Source organism: Stenotrophomonas sp. GD04145, from assembly GCF_029835135.1.
Lineage (GTDB): Bacteria > Pseudomonadota > Gammaproteobacteria > Xanthomonadales > Xanthomonadaceae > Stenotrophomonas > Stenotrophomonas maltophilia_P.
On record NZ_JAODZG010000018.1, the window covers coordinates 51,510 to 68,239 of the forward strand.

Annotated in this window: 16 protein-coding genes; 6 read left to right on the forward strand and 10 right to left on the reverse strand. The window is 66.6% G+C overall.

The genetic code is table 11. The annotated features are described in order from the left end of the window. Positions 1-5: 5 nt before the first annotated feature. The 9 genes from N7367_RS11175 to N7367_RS11215 all read right to left on the reverse strand — a co-directional run bounded on the left by N7367_RS11175 (position 6) and on the right by N7367_RS11215 (position 8,874). Positions 6-269, reverse strand: coding sequence for a YciI family protein (locus N7367_RS11175; RefSeq protein WP_053519696.1), 264 nt, complete (start codon positions 267-269; stop codon positions 6-8). Further along, positions 269-1,564 (reverse strand): argininosuccinate lyase, encoded by a 1,296-nt coding sequence (gene argH / locus N7367_RS11180; RefSeq protein ID WP_065181935.1) that lies wholly within the window; start codon positions 1,562-1,564, stop codon positions 269-271. Before argH ends, N7367_RS11175 begins: the two co-directional genes overlap by 1 nt. A 19-nt stretch (positions 1,565-1,583) precedes the next feature. After that, the gene (argC, locus tag N7367_RS11185) at positions 1,584-2,537 is read right to left on the reverse strand and encodes an N-acetyl-gamma-glutamyl-phosphate reductase (protein WP_279942398.1); all 954 of its coding nucleotides are present in this window, start codon (positions 2,535-2,537) and stop codon (positions 1,584-1,586) included. Continuing rightward, positions 2,534-3,136, reverse strand: a complete 603-nt coding sequence (locus N7367_RS11190) for a GNAT family protein (protein WP_065175501.1) — start codon at positions 3,134-3,136, stop codon at positions 2,534-2,536. The genes argC and N7367_RS11190 overlap by 4 nt, the downstream gene beginning before the upstream one ends. Before the next feature lie 3 nt (positions 3,137-3,139). Next, positions 3,140-4,468, reverse strand: a complete 1,329-nt coding sequence (locus tag N7367_RS11195; RefSeq protein ID WP_053519692.1) for an acetylglutamate kinase — start codon at positions 4,466-4,468, stop codon at positions 3,140-3,142. A 75-nt stretch (positions 4,469-4,543) separates the two neighbouring features. Next, positions 4,544-5,632, reverse strand: a complete 1,089-nt coding sequence (locus N7367_RS11200) for an acetylornithine deacetylase (protein WP_053519691.1) — start codon at positions 5,630-5,632, stop codon at positions 4,544-4,546. An 85-nt stretch (positions 5,633-5,717) separates the two neighbouring features. Continuing rightward, on the reverse strand, positions 5,718-6,914 hold the full coding sequence (locus N7367_RS11205) for an argininosuccinate synthase (protein ID WP_053519690.1): 1,197 nt from the start codon (positions 6,912-6,914) through the stop codon (positions 5,718-5,720). Between the two features lie 60 nt (positions 6,915-6,974). Further along, the gene (locus N7367_RS11210; protein WP_053519689.1) at positions 6,975-7,985 is read right to left on the reverse strand and encodes an N-acetylornithine carbamoyltransferase; all 1,011 of its coding nucleotides are present in this window, start codon (positions 7,983-7,985) and stop codon (positions 6,975-6,977) included. 319 nt (positions 7,986-8,304) lie between these two features. After that, complete coding sequence (locus N7367_RS11215) at positions 8,305-8,874, reverse strand: hypothetical protein (protein WP_053519688.1); 570 nt, start codon at positions 8,872-8,874, stop codon at positions 8,305-8,307. A gap of 187 nt (positions 8,875-9,061) precedes the next feature. Between N7367_RS11215 and cysS the strand changes: the two genes are divergently transcribed. From cysS to N7367_RS11230, 3 genes are read left to right on the forward strand one after another with little or no spacing between them, the layout of a single operon-like run. Continuing rightward, positions 9,062-10,438: a cysteine--tRNA ligase gene (gene cysS, locus N7367_RS11220; protein WP_279942400.1), complete on the forward strand. Its 1,377-nt coding sequence runs from the start codon at positions 9,062-9,064 to the stop codon at positions 10,436-10,438. A gap of 35 nt (positions 10,439-10,473) precedes the next feature. Then, positions 10,474-10,926: a SufE family protein gene (locus N7367_RS11225; RefSeq protein ID WP_053519686.1), complete on the forward strand. Its 453-nt coding sequence runs from the start codon at positions 10,474-10,476 to the stop codon at positions 10,924-10,926. Continuing rightward, a complete protein-coding gene (locus N7367_RS11230) occupies positions 10,923-12,170 on the forward strand; it encodes an MFS transporter (RefSeq protein WP_180875549.1) in 1,248 nt (415 codons plus the stop codon). Before N7367_RS11225 ends, N7367_RS11230 begins: the two co-directional genes overlap by 4 nt. A 648-nt stretch (positions 12,171-12,818) precedes the next feature. Here N7367_RS11230 and dksA read toward each other — a convergent pair. Continuing rightward, positions 12,819-14,036 (reverse strand): RNA polymerase-binding protein DksA, encoded by a 1,218-nt coding sequence (gene dksA / locus N7367_RS11235; RefSeq protein ID WP_128989529.1) that lies wholly within the window; start codon positions 14,034-14,036, stop codon positions 12,819-12,821. A gap of 272 nt (positions 14,037-14,308) precedes the next feature. Here dksA and yidD point away from each other — a divergent pair, with 272 nt between their 5' ends. The 3 genes from yidD to N7367_RS11250 form a co-directional block, all read left to right on the forward strand. Beyond that, the gene (yidD, locus tag N7367_RS11240; RefSeq protein ID WP_053519683.1) at positions 14,309-14,563 is read left to right on the forward strand and encodes a membrane protein insertion efficiency factor YidD; all 255 of its coding nucleotides are present in this window, start codon (positions 14,309-14,311) and stop codon (positions 14,561-14,563) included. A gap of 1 nt (position 14,564) precedes the next feature. Beyond that, positions 14,565-15,911: a dihydroorotase gene (locus N7367_RS11245; RefSeq protein WP_279942401.1), complete on the forward strand. Its 1,347-nt coding sequence runs from the start codon at positions 14,565-14,567 to the stop codon at positions 15,909-15,911. Then, on the forward strand, positions 15,911-16,730 hold an 820-nt coding region (locus N7367_RS11250), incomplete at its 3' end, for a M23 family metallopeptidase (protein WP_279942402.1). The genes N7367_RS11245 and N7367_RS11250, both read left to right, overlap by 1 nt.

Consider the following 16,730-nt stretch of genomic DNA (forward strand, 5'->3'; position numbering starts at 1 on the left):
GGCTCTCAGCGGGTATTCCATTCGTGCACGGTCAGCTCGGAGGCCTGCATCGTCACCAGCGGATCCGTGGCGACGATAGCCTGCGCCTGTGCGAGGCTCTCCACGTTGCACAGCACGTAGGCACCGCCGCTGCCGTCGGCGAAACCACCGGTGAGCTGCAGTTGGCCCTGCGCACGCAGTCCATCGAGGAAATCCAGATGCGGCTGCACAGCGGTGGCACTGAAGCCGGGCCGGCGCATGGCCAGGACCAGATAGACGGTGCCCGCCATCAGGACAGCGCCTGCCAGCGCGCGCGCAGCTCATCCAGGCGCAGGTCCGATGCCGAACCCGGCGAGACACGCGCGGCCAGGCTGCCCTCCGGCGTGCGTCCCTGCCCTGCGCTGTCGGCACCTGCCGCGGCGGCCTTGTAGGCGTCGCGGAACGGCACGCCGGCCACGGCGGCCTCGACCGCGACGTCGGTGGCATACATGCCGGAGTCGATCGCCGCGCGCAGCCTGTCCTCGCGCCATTCCAGGTTGGCCAGCAGCGCCGGCAGCAGTTCCAGCGCGGCCAGGCCGCGACCGAAGCCGTGGAAGATGGCCCCCTTGGACGACTGCAGATCACGATGGTAGCCGGACGGCAGCGACAGCAGCTGTTCGATTTCGGTGCGCGCCGCGGCAACGCTGGCGTGGGTGGCACGCATCAGTTCGATCACATCGGGGTTGCGCTTGTTCGGCATGATCGAGCTGCCGGTGGTGTACTGCGCCGGCAGTGCGACGAAGCCGAATTCGGCGCTGGTGAACAGCGACAGATCCCAGGCGATGCGACGCAGGTCCAGGGTAGCGCCACCCAGCGCCTCCAGGGCGGCCAGCTCGAACTTGCCGCGTGACAGCTGTGCATAGATCGGTGATACCTGCATGCGCGCGAAACCGAGCGCAGCCGTGGTGTGTTCACGGTCCAGCGGCAGGTTCACGCCATACCCGGCGGCGGTACCCAGCGGGTTGGCATCGACCAGCGCATGGGTGTCACGTGCACGGATGGCATTGTCGATGAAGGCTTCCGCCCAGCCGGCCCACCACATGCCCGCCGAGGACACGACGGCTCGCTGGATGTGCGTATAGCCCGGCACCGGCAGGTCCTTTTCCGCCTGAGCGCGGTCGAGCGCGACCTTGGCCACCTCGGCGCTGAGCTGGGCGACGCGCTGCAGCTTTTCCTTCAGCCACAGGCGCGTGGCGACCAGGATCTGGTCATTGCGGCTGCGACCGGTGTGGATCTTGCGGCCGGCATCACCCAACCGCTCGGTCAGGCGCGCTTCGATCGCCGAGTGACCGTCTTCATAGCGCGTATCCAGCACGAAACGGCCTGCGCGGAAGTCGTCTGCCAGCACCTCCAGCTCGCGCAGCAGGCCCTCCAGCTCGCTGGCGGCGAGGATGCCGATGTGCTGCAGGCCCTGTGCATGCGCGGCGCTGGCCGCGATGTCATGCAGGAAGAACTCACGGTCGAGGATCACGTCATCGCCGGCGAGGAAGGTCTGGATCTGGGCGTCGACAGCGACGCCGGGTTTCTGCCAAAGAAGGTCTGCCATGGGGGCTCCGGATGCGGGTTCAGTGCGGGATCGACGTCAGTTCGTCGATGCCCAGCGCAAGGTTGAGATTCTGCATGGCCTGGGTGGCCGCGCCCTTCAGCAGGTTGTCCAGGGTCGCCACCACCACCACCCGCTTGCCGCCCGGGGCCAGGGTGAAGCCACCGATCTGGGCACCGTGGCGGCCGGCGATGCGGCTGACCCACGGCGCTTCATCCACCACCTCGATGAGTGCTTCGCCGGCATAGGCCTGCTGGAAACGCTCGACGATCTGCTCGCGCGTCTGTGCGCGGTTCAACCACAGATTGGCGGTCAGGGTGATGCCGCGGAAATGGGGCGCCACATGCGGCATGAACTCGACCGCCACCCCCAGCTGCACCGACACCTCGCGCTCGTGCACGTGGTTGGTCAGCGCGTACGGCATCAGGTTGTCGGCCAGCAGCTCGACGTTGTTCTTGTCGGAGGGCGTGGTGCCCGCACCGGAATAGCCGGACACGCCGAAGCACTGCGGCGGCCCGGCCAGCAGGTCCAGCAGCGGATGGATCGCCAGCTGCATCGCGGTGGCGTAGCAGCCAGGATTGCTGATGTGCTTCTGCCCGGTGTAGCGACCGCGGGTCAGCTCCGGCAGACCGTAGTACCAGCTGTGATCGAAGCGGTAATCGGCCGACAGGTCCACGATCACCGTATCGGGCCGGGCGCTTTCAAGCGCGGCCACGAACGGTGCCGCCAGACCATTGGGCAGCGCCAGGATCACCGCGTCCACGCCCTTGGCCGCCACCGCCTCGGCGTCGAGATTCTCGTAGCGCAGGTCACCCTGCACTTCCGGGTGATGGTCAGACAGGCGCTGCCCTGCACGTTCGCGCGAGGATACGAACGCCAGGCGCAGGCGCGGATGCGCGGCAACGAGCTTGATCAGTTCGGCACCGGTATGGCCACGGGCACCGATGATGCCCAGGGTGAAAATCGAATCGTTCATGCGTGGCTGTCCAGACGGTACTGCAGGTGGCGCTTCACGCCCTGCCATTCCGCATCGATGATGGAAAAGATGACGGTGTCGCGCGGCGTGCCGTCGGCATGCCGTTTGTGGTTGCGCAGCACGCCATCCTGCTTGGCCCCCAGGCGGGCGATGGCGGTGCGCGAGGTGGTGTTGAACCAGCTGGTTTCCAGCACCACGCTGATGCAGCCCATGACTTCGAAGGCATGCTGCAGCAGCAACAGCTTGGCCTCGGTATTGGCACCGGTACGCTGCGCGCGCGGTGCATACCAGGTATAGCCGAGACTGAGCCTGGGCACGGCGGCATCGAGGTCATAGAAGCGGGTGCTGCCGACGATGTCGCCAGCGGCATCACGGATGACGAAGGGCAGCACCCTGCCCTCCGCCTGCGCCTGCAGTGCGGCCTGTACGTAGGCGCCTGCCTGTGCCGGCGCCGGCACCTGGGTGTACCAGAGCCGGTCCAGTCCGCTGCCTTCCAGCGCGGCACGCAGGCCGTCCACGTGTCCCTGCTGCAAGGGCTGCAGCGTCACATGCTGGCCGCGCAGGGTCGGCACCGTCGCCCAGGTGTCGGTGACGGTCATCGTTCAGCCCTGCAGGCTCGGTGCGCGTGCAGCGCAGTGATCGACATAGGTGCGGATGCGGTCGATGCCATCGGCACCGAACCAGAACACTTTCCACTGGTCCTGCTTGTAGCAGCCGTCGGATTCGGCGTAGTAGAAGTGATTGATCGGATTGCCGTGACGCGAGCGCCAGAACAGCTGAGGCGTTTCCTCCAGCATCACGTTCCAGACCGCACGCCCCAGGCCCTCGCCCTGCGCATCATCGAGCACGGCGAACTTGTCCAGATAGACACCTTCGGCCTCGTTGGTCAGGATGACGGCCGTCCGATAGTTCTCGCTGACGTACGCGCGCAGCAGCCTGGTCTTCTGGAAGTAGTCCGGCACCAGGGTGCGGCCGAAGCTGGATTCGATCAGGCCCTTCAGGCGTGGCAGATCCAACTCGTCCCACGTGGCCGCACGCAGCACCTTCTCGCCCTTGCGCACCAGCGTGCCTGAGCCCTTGTGGGTGAACAGTTCCTTGGCCAGATCGGCCGGGCGGGTGATCGACACCGACGATTCCAGCGGCAAGCGATCGAGCAGATCCTTGATCTGTTCGATCTTGACCTTCATGCCGCCGTGGATCCACGGCTGTGCGATCAGGTGGTCGTACTCGGTGGACAGGTTGATCGAATCGATGACGTTGCCCGCCTCGTCCAGCAGGCCACCGGTACCGGTCAGGAAGATGATCTTGTACGGCTGCAGTTCCTGCACCAGTTCGTTGGCGGCAAAGTCGGCATTGACGTTCAGGATCTGTCCGCCGGCGGTCTCACCCAGGCTGGTGATGACCGGGATCGATCCGGCGCGCAGGCTGGCTTCGATCGGCGCCAGGTTGACCTTCTTCACTTCACCGACCAGGCCGTAGGTGTCCACGTCCAGGTACTCGGCCTCGAACACGCCACCGGTGATCGAGGTGGCACGCGCTCCATTCTGCTGCAGGGCTTCGACCAGGCGCAGGTTGGATTGCTGGAACACCCGGCGCACGATCGCCAGTGCTTCCGGCGAGGTCACGCGCAGGCCGTTGACGGTCTGCTTCTCGATGCCAGCAGCGGACAGCTCGGCGTCCAGCTGAGGGCCGGCACCGTGCAGCACGATCGGGGTCAGCCCGACTTCCTGCAGGAAGGACAGCGAGGAGGTCAGCGCTTCAAGATCGTCGCGCAGCACGGCGCCACCGACCTTGACCACGGCGAAGCGCTTGGCGTCCAGCTGCGAGAAGCGCTTGAGGTACTGGCTGATCTCCTTCGCGCTGGCCATGCTGGACAGCAGGCGCACGATGGTCTGGCGGGTCTGGCGGTGGGGCTGGAGGGCAGGAGACATTTCGGTTTCGTCACGGGCGGCGGTCGCCGCGTTGCAGTTCCACCATGCCGGGGCATGGCGGCGTTGTGGGGTTGATCAGGCGCCGGCGCCGATGATGCGGTGCACGGCGTCGGTATAGCGTTGCAGCTGCTCCAGCGTCACGAACTCATCGGCCGTGTGGGCCTGGGCAATGTCGCCGGGGCCGAACACCAGCGTGGTATAGCCTGCCGCGGAGAACAGCGAGGCCTCGGTCCAGAAGTCCACCGCGTTGCCGATCGGCAGCTCCAGCGCATCGGCCACGTCACGCGCCAGCAGACGGCGGTTCTCGGCTTCGGCGATGTCACCGGCCGGGAGGCTGGGGCCACGGAAGGTTTCGGTGAACAGCGCGGCTTCCGGTTCGGCAAGACCCGCGAAGGTCGCCAGCAGCGCATCGATGTCCATCGAGGGCAAGGGGCGGAAGCCGAAACGCACTTCGGCTGCCGGTGCGATCATGTTGGCCTTGATCCCGCCTTCGACGCGCCCGATGTTGAAACGCAGGCCGGTCAGGCCACCGAAGCGTGCAGATGCAAGGGAATCCACATGATCCAGGGCCCGATTGCCCCAGCGCATCGCCTGGTGCAGCGCACTGGCGGCGGCATCCTGCCTGCCGGACGCATGGCCCGCACGGCCGGCGAACTGCATCAGCACCGAGCTGATGCCACGGTGCGCGAGCACGGCCTCGCTCATGGTCGGCTCGGCCACCAGCACCGCGTCATAGGCAATGCCACGGGCCAGGAACGCGGCGATGCAGCGTGGATCGTTGGCTTCCTCGTCGCTGGAGAACAGGAACGCGGCGTCGCCGTCACTGGCATTGGCCGCAGCCACCAGCGCCGCCGCAGCGCCCTTGATGTCACACACGCCCAGGCCGACCACACGATCGTCCAGGCGGCGCATCACGTGCGGGTCGGCAGTCCAGTGTGGCGAATCCGGCACCGTGTCCAGATGCACGTTGAACAGGTACTTCGGTGTGCCGCGCACGGCATACAGGCTGACCGCACCGGCCCCGTGATCGATCACTTCAACGGTGAAACCCGGCAGGTTGGCGCGCAGGTAATCGAAGATGCCAGCGGTGCTGATCGCGCGCGGCGGGTTGCGGGTGTCGAAGGACACCAGGGCCTGCAGGTGATCGAGTGTCTGTTCAAGCATGAATCAACAGTTCCTGTGAAATTCCGCCGGGCATGGCCCGGCGCTACCGTATCGCCTCTGCTGGAGCGCCCCAGCGCAATCGCGGTCAACCGCGATTGACCTGCGCGTACAGCGTGGAGCTCATGCCGAACAGCTTGATGAAGCCTTCCGCCTCTTCCACGCCCCAGTCGGCCGACTGCGCATAGGTGGCGCCCTTGGTGTTGAGCAGATGCGGCGACTTCACCGCCACCGCGTCCACGCGCCCACCACGGGTCTCCAGTACCACTTCGCCGTTGACCTTGGCCTGCGAGGACTTCAGGAACGCCTCGATGTCGGTCTTCAGCGGGTCGTGATAGAAGCCTTCGTAGACCAGCTCCACCCACTTGCGCGCCACGTCCGGCTTGAAGCGGTTCTGCTGCTTGGTCAACACCGCGTCTTCCAGCGCGCGGTGGGCGGCCAGCAGCGAAACCAGGCCCGGGGCCTCGAACACGATGCGGCCCTTCAGGCCGATCACGGTGTCGCCGGTGTACACGCCACGGCCCACGCCGTAGGGAGCGAACAGCTTGTTGAGCTGGGCCAGGATCTGGTCGCCCGGCAATGCCTTGCCGTCGAGCTCGACCGCTTCGCCCTCGACGAACTTCAGGGTGACGGTCAGCGCCTGTTCCGGCCATTCACTGCGCGGCGAGCACCAGCCACGTGCGCCCTCGCCCGGAGCTTCCCAGCGGTCGATCTCGCCACCGGACATGGTCACGCCCAGCAGGTTCTCATTGATGGTGTAGGCCTGCTGCTTGGCGCGCACGCCGAAACCACGCTCTTCCAGGTACTTCTGTTCGTAGGCGCGGGTCTGGGTGTGCTCCTTCTGGATCTCGCGGATCGGCGCGATGATCTGGTAGTCGCCCAGCGCCTTCACCGCCAGATCGAAGCGGACCTGGTCGTTGCCCATGCCGGTGCAGCCGTGGGCGATGATGTTGGTGCCCAGCTCGGCGGCACGCTTCAGCGCGGCATCGACGATCAGGTAGCGGTCCGAGACCAGCAGCGGGTACTGGCCCTGGTAGCCCTCGCCCGCCCACACGAACGGCTTGACGAAGCCCTCCCAGATGGCCGGGCCACCGTTGACGGTGACATGGCTGGTCACGCCCAGCTCGGCGGCACGCTTCTCGATGAAATCGCGCTCTTCATCATCCACGCCGCCGGTGTCGGCGAACACGGTATGCACGTTGTAGCCGCGCTCCTGCAGGTACGGCACGCAGAAGCTGGTATCGAGGCCACCGGAGAAGGCGAGGACGACGTCTTTGTTGCTCATGGGGGGTAATGTCCTGGTAGCGCCGGGCCATGCCCGGCGGGGTTTTTGAATGGGAAAGAATCAGCGCCCGGCAACCGCCGCCATGATCGCCTTCTGTACGTGCAGGCGGTTCTCGGCCTCGTTGATGGCGATGCACTGCGGCGAGTCCATCACCGCGTCGGTCGCCTTCACGTTGCGGCGCAGCGGCAGGCAGTGGCTGAAGACACCGTTGTTGGTCAGTGCCATCTTGCGTTCGTCGACGATGAAGTGCTTGAACTGGTCGCGGATCGGCTTTTCCGGCTCCCAGTTGCCGAAGAACGGCAGCGCGCCCCAGCTCTTGGCGTAGACCACATCGGCACCGGCGTAGGCGCTGTCGATGTCATGGCTGATCTTCAGCGAACCGCCGCTCTCGGCCACGTTCTGCTCGGCCCAGCCCATGTAGCGGTCGTCGAGAATGTAGTCGGCGGTCGGGCACAGCAGGGTCACGTCCATGCCCATGCGGGTGGCGATGGTCAGCGCCGAGTTGGCCACGGCGGTATTCAGCGGCTTGGGATGATAGGTCCAGGTCAGCACGTACTTCTTGCCGCGCAGGTCCTGGGTGCCGAAGTGCTCCTGCAGCGCCATCACGTGAGCCAGTTCCTGGCACGGGTGGGTGATGGTCTCCATGTTGATCACCGGCACCGGCGAATACCTGGCGAAGCTGTTGAGCACGATGTCCTGGCGGTCATAGGCCCAGTCCACGAACTTCGGGAACGCGCGCACGGCGATGATGTCGCAGTAGCGGCCCAGCACCTTGGCCACTTCGGCGATATGTTCTTCGGTATCGCCGTCCATCACCGTACCGAGGTTGAACTCGATCGGCCACGCATCCTTGCCCGGTTGCAGCACCACCGCGTGGGCACCCAGCTGGAACGCGCCCAGCTCGAAGCTGGTGCGGGTGCGCATCGACGGATTGAAGAACACCAGCGCGATCGACTTGCCCTTGAGCTGGTCGCCGAGCTTGTTGCGCTTGAACAGCGCTGCCTGGGTCAGCAGCGCATCAAGCTCGCTGCGGCTCCAGTCCTGGGTGTTCAGGAAGTGCTTGGGGGACATCATCTTTCCTTGCGTGGCGGCGTCAGGTTCGACGCGGTGGAAGGGAAATGCGGAAACCAAAGGTGGGGTGAAATCGTTGCAGTTGAAGCTTTCAGGAAGCGGAAACGAAAAAACCCAGCCGGCGGGCTGGGTTTCTATCGGACGAACAGCAAAAAGCTCCGGTTACCCAGCGAGAATGTGGGGTTCCGGTCGACGGGCACGCGAGGTCATGCCCGACGCCTGTCGGGCTGCGCTGCTGTCGTGCTGGAAGTCGGTGAGCTTCATGGCCGGGCATCTTTGCACGCGGCCGGCGCCGGCGCAAGGGGCCGGGGTCCCAGAATCAGGGATTGCTGGCGGTGCCCTGCTCCGGGCCGACCCAGGGCGTGATCGAGACCCGGACCTTGAGCCGGTTGCCAGGGTCTTCCGGCAGGCGCGAGCGGTACTTGGTGCCCCTGTAGACGTAATCCACGTCGTAGGCGATGGGCCGACGGAACTCGCGCCCGACGGGAACGATCCGGCAGTCGCGGGTCAGCATCGGCCCGTTGTTGGTGGGACCGGTGGGCGCGGCCGGCGTCTCGGCTGCGGTCTCGTCCACCGCCTCCTCGTCGCTGCGCTTGAACATCGAGCGCACCGAGTCCCAGAAGCGGCTGATCCGGCCCTTGTCCTCCGTCGGCTCCTCGCCGGTGACATTCACCGGGGCCAGGGTCCGGGTCGACACCGGCTCGCAGTGCTCCTCGGTCCGGGTCGCGCGCAGGGTCTGGAACACCGGCTCGACGTTCAGCACCTGGGCGTAGTCGAACTTCACGTTCTCCACGATCACCACCCGGTTGCGGGGCTCCCCCTCCTGGGCCAGAGCCACGGCCGGCAACGCCGACAGCCAGGCCAGGGTCAGCAACGCGGTGGATTTCATTGGCGACGGGAGCAAGGACACGGCAATAGTGTAGGCAGTGACGAGCGCAAGGGGCTGAACATTACCCGTCCGCGCCGCTCCTGCCCACCCCACCTGGGTGGCCCCCGGGTCCACCGGTGGCAGGCGGTCGCCCCAAAGGGGGCCGACACGTTCTAAAATCGCAGGCTTGTCCCCCAGCCACACCCCCATGACCCTGCGCCTGCACAACAACCTGACACGCCAGCTCGAACCGTTCATTCCGCTCGACCCGGCCTGTCCGACCCTGTATGTGTGCGGCCCGACGGTCTACAACTACGTGCACATCGGCAATGCCCGTGGGCCGGTGGTGTTCGGGGTGCTGGCCGACCTGCTGCGGCGGCGTTTCGGCGCCCTGCGCTACGCCCGCAACATCACCGACGTGGATGACAAGATCAACACGGCCGCGCGCGAACAGGGGGTGCCGATCAGCACCATCACCGACCGTTTCGCCGCCGCCTACCGCGAGGACATGGCCGCGCTGGGCGTGGTGCCGCCGGACATCGAACCGGAAGTGACCGCGCACATGCCGCAGATCATCACCATGATCGAGCAGCTCATCGCCAACGGTCATGCCTATGCCGCCGAGGGCCACGTGCTGTTCGCCGTGGCCAGCTTCGATGGCTACGGCAAGCTCTCCCGCCGCGACCCGGAAGAAATGCTGGCCGGCGCCCGCGTCGATGTCGCGCCGTACAAGCGCGATCCAGGCGATTTCGTGCTGTGGAAGCCGTCCACCGACGACCTGCCGGGCTGGGCGTCGCCGTGGGGCCGTGGCCGCCCCGGCTGGCACATCGAATGCTCGGCGATGGCTGCCGCCCATCTGGGCGAGACCATCGACATCCATGCCGGTGGTGTCGACCTGCAGTTCCCGCACCACGAGAACGAAATCGCGCAGAGCGAATGCGCCCATGGCGGAAAGATCTTCGCCCGCTTCTGGCTGCACAACGGCATGCTCAATTTCGGCGGTGCCAAGATGAGCAAGTCGCTGGGCAACATCGAACGCGTGCACGACCTGGTGCGCCAGCACCCGCCGGAAGCGCTGCGCCTGGCCCTGCTGTCGGCCCACTACCGGCAGCCGCTGGACTGGTCCGACGCGCTGATCGAACAGTCGGTGCGCACGCTGGACCGCCTCTACGGCACCCTGCGCGAGCTCGCCGCGGTTCCGGCCGTGGCGGTGATCCCGGCCACGATCGAGGCAACCCTGGATGACGACCTCAACACGCCGCAGGCACTGGCCGAACTGGCGCGCATCGCCGCCGAAGCACGCCGCGCCATCGAGCCGGCCGAACAGGCGCGCCTGAAAGGCGAGCTGCTCGGTGCGGGTCTGGCGCTGGGCCTGCTGCAGGCCGACCCGGCGCAGTGGTTCGGCACCGTTGCCCACGATGATGGCGAGGATGCGCTCATCCAGGGCCTCATCGATGAACGCGCCGCCGCCAAGAAGGCGCGTGACTTCGCCCGCTCCGACGCCATCCGCGACCAGCTGGCCGCCGAAGGCATCGTGCTGGAAGACACCCCGCAGGGCGTGCGCTGGTCGCGCAAGCGCGGCTGATCCGCGCCCGCCACGCCCCCACCGAAGAGATTGCAGTGATCGACTCCCCGTTCCCGCTTGAACCCACCACCGCCGAGGCCCAGGCCGCCATCGCCGAGGAATTCGGCTTCTTCGGCGACTGGTCCGAGCGCTACCAGTACCTGATCGACCTAGGCCGCAAGCTGCCGGCCTTCCCCGAAGAGTGGAAGACCGAAGAACACCGCCTGCTCGGCTGCCAGTCGATGGTCTGGATCGTTCCGGAAGGCAATGCGCAGTCGCTGCGCTTCCACGCCATCAGTGATTCGGCGATCGTCTCCGGCCTGATCTTCCTGGCCCTGCGTGTCTATTCCGGGCGCTCGGCACAGGAAATCCTGGACACGCAGCCGAGCTACATCCAGGACATCGGCCTGGCCCGCCATCTTTCGCCGACCCGCAGCAACGGCGTCGCAGCGATGCTGGCCTTCATCCGCGAGACGGCGCAGGCCCAGCTGCAGCGCGGACACCCGTGAGCGGGACCGCCCCGGCCGAAGACACGGCGCTGGGCCTGCTGGCCCGGCCGGGCTTCGCCAAGCTGCTGGCCTACCGCATCTTCGCCATGTTGTCCTACCAGGTGGTGGCCGTCACCGTCGGCTGGCACATCTACGAAGTTACCCGCAATCCGTTCTCGCTGGGCCTGATCGGTCTGGCCGAAGTGCTGCCGTTCTTCTGCGTGGCCCCGTTCGCCGGCTATCTGGTCGACCATCTACCGCGGCGCAAGCTGGGAATGGTCGCCTGCTCCGGCCTGATCGCCACCGCACTGGTACTGACCAGCGTCGCCATGGGCTGGCTGCCGTTCCACGGCGTATGGCCGATCTATGCGGCGATCGCACTGACCGGCATGGTCCGTGCCTTTCTTTCGCCGATCTACAATGCATTGTTCGCCCGCGTGCTGGCGCGCGAGCAGTTCGCACGCGGTGCGGGACTGGGCGCCGTGGTGTTCCAGGCCGGCATGGTGGTGGGTCCGGCGCTGGGCGGCGTACTGGTCGGCCTGGGAGGCAAGGGGCTGTCCTATGGCGTGGCGACGGCCTTCGCGCTGGTGGCAGTGGCCTGCCTGGCCACGCTGAAGGTGGAGGAACCGGTGCACAGCGGTCCCGCAGCGCCGATCTTCCAGAGCATCGCCGAAGGTGCGCGCTTCGTGGTCGGCAACCGCATCATGGTCGGCGCGATGGCGCTGGACATGTTCTCGGTGCTGCTGGGCGGTGTGGTGGCGATGCTGCCCGCCTTCCTGCATGAGATCCTGCACCATGGACCCGAAGGGCTGGGCATCCTGCGCGCTGCGCCCGCTCTGGGCTCGATCGGCGTGGGCCTGTGGCTTGCTCGGCACCCTCTGCACCGCAACGCCGGCCGGGTGCTGTTGTCTGCGGTCGCGGGCTTCGGGCTGTGCGTGATCGGTTTCGGGCTGTCGCAGCACTTCTGGCTGTCGGCGCTGATCCTGCTGTTCTACGGCGCCTTCGATGGCGTGTCGGTGGTGGTCCGCTCGACCATCCTGCAGCTGGCGACGCCCGAGGAAATGCGTGGGCGGGTATCGTCGATCAACGGCATCTTCATCAGTTCGTCCAACGAACTGGGCGCCTTCTATGCCGGCACGATGGCACGACTGCTGGGCCTGGTACCGGCAGTGGTGCTGGGGGGCTTCGCGGTGCTGAGCGTGGCCGGCATCACGGCATGGAAGAACCCGACGCTGCGGAAGTTGAATCTTCGCGACCTGCAGTGAACCTGTAGAGCCGAGCCCATGCTCGGCTGCGCATTTCCGTGCGCCCACGCAGCGGTTGCGCCGGGCCGCGCCGGGCGGGCTTCTTCCGCGACCGCGGCGGGGTGTAACTTTCTTTGCTCGTGCAAAGAAAGTCACCAAAGAAACACGCCGCCATCCGCGAGCCGGCGCTGCGCGCCAGTGCCCTGCGCTCCTCGGCGAATCAGGGGACGGCGCGGAACTCGCTTCGCTCGGACACCCGCGCCTCTTCGCCCCTGATTCCCCTGCGGTGCTCGGCTCGCTACAAGGCGGACCCAACAGCCGCGAGCGCACGCATGACCGCTCCTGGTAGAGCCAAGCCATGCTTGGCTGCTTTTGCTTTTGCTATTCCTTGCCCTCCGGCTTCGGCCTGAGCCGAGCGTGGGCTCGGCTCTACATCGGCCGCGCACGCAGGGAAGCGTCGAGAGCCTGTGGGTGGGGCCGGGCAGGACCGTCCGCGGCATGGATGCCGCGGCCGAGCTTACAGGGATGTACTTGCAGCGTGTCCTGCCCGGCTCCACCCGCGGGCTCCACCCGATACCCGGAAGGCGCTGCTCTACACAGCCAACGTGAACCCAACAAAAAACCCGGCCAAGGCCGGGTTTTTCTGCATGACCAGACAACGACCGGGAATCAGTCGCCCTGCTGCTTCTGCAGGTGTTCCCAACGCTCCTGGGCGTCGATGGTGCGCTCGGCCGTGAGACGGGCTTCCAGGCGCTCCAGACCGATCTCTTCACCCGTGTCCACGCAGTAGCCGTAATCACCGGCTTCCAGGCGCTTGAGCGTGCTGTCGATCTTGCCGATCAGCTTGCGGTAGCGGTCGCGGGTGCGCAGCTCCAGCGAGTTCTCGGTCTCACGGGTCGCACGCTCGGCCTCGTCGCCGATGTCACGCACTTCCTCGCGCAGATTCTCGATGGTCTGCTTGGACTCCTCCACCAGGTCCGCGCGCCAGTTCTGCAGGCGCTGGCGGAAGTACTCCTGCTGCAGCGGGCTCATGTATTCCTCTTCCGACGACGGCTTGTAACCGGCCGGCAGGATCGGGCGGCCGGTGGCCTCGTCGGTCTTGTACTCGACGACCTTGTACTTGCTGCGCGGGGCCGGGGCGGCCGAGCGGGCGGCGACGGCCACGGCGACCTTGCCGACAGGGCGCGACACGGTCTTCGGAGCGGGATCGGATTTCACGGCGGTTTTGGCAGGCGATTTCGAAACGGGCACGGGATTCTTGGATTGCGGGGCGGTCGACGCGGAAGGTGCAGCGGCCGAGGCCGGCTTGGGTGCCGGTTTGGCTGCAGCACCTGCCGCGGTCTTGGCCGGGACAGGCTTGGCCGGAGCCTGCGTTGCGGCAGGCTTCGGTGCGGACTTCACTACGGGGGCCGGTGCCGGCTTGGCAGCCGGCGTGGCGATATTCTTGGTGACCTTCTTTACAGCGGCAGGCTTGGCCGCCGGCTTGAGCGCCGCGGCCTTCTTTGCCGCTGGCGGTGCAACCGGCTTTTTCACCGCCGCCTTCGGCGCCGGCTTGGCTGCCGGCTTCTTCGCAGCCGGTTTGGCAGCAGCCTTCTTGACCGGCACCGCCTTGCTGGCGGCCTTTTTCACTGCCGGCGCCTTCTTGCTGGCAGCAGCAGGTTTGGCCTTGACCGGCGCAGCGGCCTTCTTGACGGCCGCTTTGCTTGCCTTGGCCGGCGTTTTTTTCGCGGTGGCCTTCCTGGCCGCCGGTTGCGAGGACGCTGCCTTGGTCGCCGGCTTGGCCGCCGGCTTCTTGACAACGGGCTTTGCCGCCAACTTCTTCACAACAGGCTTGGCGGTTTTCTTGGCGGCCTTTGCGGCCTTCTTTGCAGTTTTTTTAGCAGCCACGAAACGCTCTTCCTTGGATTCCCCGGGGCCCGGGAAAGCGGGCCTTTATAGCCTACCCGACCCGCAGCAGCAACCTCGACAGCCCCGCTCCATTCAGTCCTGGAGTCAAGGCCCCCAAGGGGCAGTCCGACGAACACGGACCGCCTCGCGCGGTACGGAACCTGGCCGGCACCCGAAGGTGCCGGTACCGGTCGCAGGCCATCGGCGACATGCGACCAACGGCCCATCCTGCACAAATGCGGCCTTCATGCCAACTGGCATAAGATGACTGGGTGATCTCGCGCCTGCTCATTGCCCTGCTGCGCTTCTACAAGCGCTTCATCAGCCCCCTGCTGGGGCCACGCTGCCGTTTCGTGCCCAGCTGTTCTGAATACGCGATGGAAGCCATCTCCCTGCATGGCCCGCTGCGCGGCAGCTGGCTGGCCGCGCGCCGGCTCGGCCGCTGCCACCCCTTCCACCCCGGCGGTGTCGACCTCGTGCCCGAACGCACCGACACCCCTTCATGCCGTTGCACAGGAAAACACTGACATGTCCTCCACGCTCATCACCAATGCCCGCATGGTCAATGAAGGCCGCACCTTCGACGGCGACCTGCGCATCGAGAACGGTCGCATCGCGCAGATCGGCACCGGGCTGGCGCCGCGCGAGGGCGAGCAGGTGGTGGACGCCGCCGGCCGCTGGCTGTTGCCCGGCATGATCGACGACCAGGTGCACTTCCGCGAGCCGGGCCTGACCCACAAGGGCGATATCGCCAGTGAATCGGCAGCGGCCGTGGCCGGTGGCCTGACCAGCTTCATGGACATGCCCAACACCAATCCGCCGACGCTGGACTCCACCATCCTGGAAGCCAAGTACGAACTGGCGCGTGGCCGCGCCTGGGCCAACTACGGCTTCTACCACGGGGCCAGCAACGACAATCTTGAGGCCATCCGCCAGCTCGATCCGAAGAAGGCGCCGGGCGTGAAAGTGTTCATGGGCGCGTCCACCGGCAACATGCTGGTGGACAACCCGGAAACACTGGACGCGATCTTCCGCGAGTGTCCGACCCCGATCATCACGCACTGTGAAGACACGCCGATGATCGATGCCAACCTGAAAGCCTTCCAGGAAAAATACGGCGACGCGCTGACCCCGGACATGCACCCGGACATCCGTTCGCGCGAAGCGTGCATCAAGTCGACGCGGCTGGCGCTGTCGCTGGCACGCAAGCACGGCACCCGCCTGCACGTCCTGCATATCTCCACCGCCGACGAACTGGCACTGTTCGAGAAGGGCCCGCTGATCCGGGCCGATGGCAGCCGCAAGCAGATCACCGCCGAAACCTGCGTGCACTTCCTGCACTTCGCCCGCCCGGATTACGCCACCAAGGGCAACCTGATCAAGTGCAATCCGGCCATCAAGGACGTGGCCGACCGCGAGGCGATCACCGCCGCGCTGGCCGACGACGTGCTGGACGTGCTGGCCACCGACCATGCCCCGCACACCTGGGAGGAGAAGCAGAAGCCCTATGCGCAGGCGCCGTCCGGCCTGCCGCTGGTGCAGTACGCGCTGGTGGCCGCACTGGAGCGCGTGCACGAGGGCAAACTGACCCGTGAGCAGGTGGTGCAGAAATTCGCGCATGCCCCGGCCCAGCTGTTCGACGTGGAGCAGCGCGGCTTCCTGCGCGAAGGCTATTTCGCCGATCTCGTGCTGGTGGAAGACGTGCCGTTCACGGTCAAGCGCGAGGACGTGCTCTCCAAGTGCGGCTGGTCGCCGTTTGAAGGCACGACCTTCCGGTCGCGCATCGCCTCCACCTGGGTCAACGGCCAGCGGGTGTGGGACGGCAGCGCACTGGTGGGCGAGCCCGCCGGCCAGCGCTTGACCTACGACCGCTGATGCGTCGGGTCCTCATGCTGGGGGTGCTGGTTGCCGCCCCCCTCTGGGCCGCATCTGCGGCGCAGGCCCAGGACGGCATCGGCAGCCTGATCGACAGCCGTGTGGTGTTTCCTGCCAGTGCGTCGCAGGGCGCGCTGGTGATCGGCAAGGTTCCCGCCGGCAGCCGCGTGCAGTATGCCGGCCGCTCGCTGCGCGTGAGCGGTTACGGCAGCGTGGTGTTCGGTATCGGCCGCGATGAAAAGGGGCCGCTGCGCGTGCAGGTGCAGCGCCCGGACGGCGGCAGCGAAACGGCCACCATCTCGGTGACGCCGCGCGACTGGCCGACCGAACGGGTCAACGGTGTACCGCCGAAGACGGTCAATCCTCCGCCCGCCATTGCCGAACGGATCAAGCGCGAGCAGGCACAGGTAACCGCCGCGCGTGCCCGCGACGATGACCGCACCGACTTCACCCAGACCTTCATCTGGCCGGTGCAGGGCCGCATCAGCGGCCGCTTCGGCAATGCCCGCGTCTACAACGGCCAGCCCGGTGCCGGCCATTCCGGCATGGACATCGCGGTACCGACCGGCACGCCGGTGAAGGCACCCGCCGCCGGGGTGGTCACCTTTGCCGGCCCCGACCTGTACCTGACCGGTGGCACGCTGCTGATCGACCATGGCTACGGCGTCAGCTCGAACTTCCTGCATCTGTCGCGCATCGACGTCAAGGTCGGTGATCGCGTCGAGCAGGGCCAGGTCATTGCCGCGGTTGGCGCCACCGGCCGTGCCACCGGCCCACACCTGCACTGGGGCATGAACTGGTTCGACACCCGCATCGATC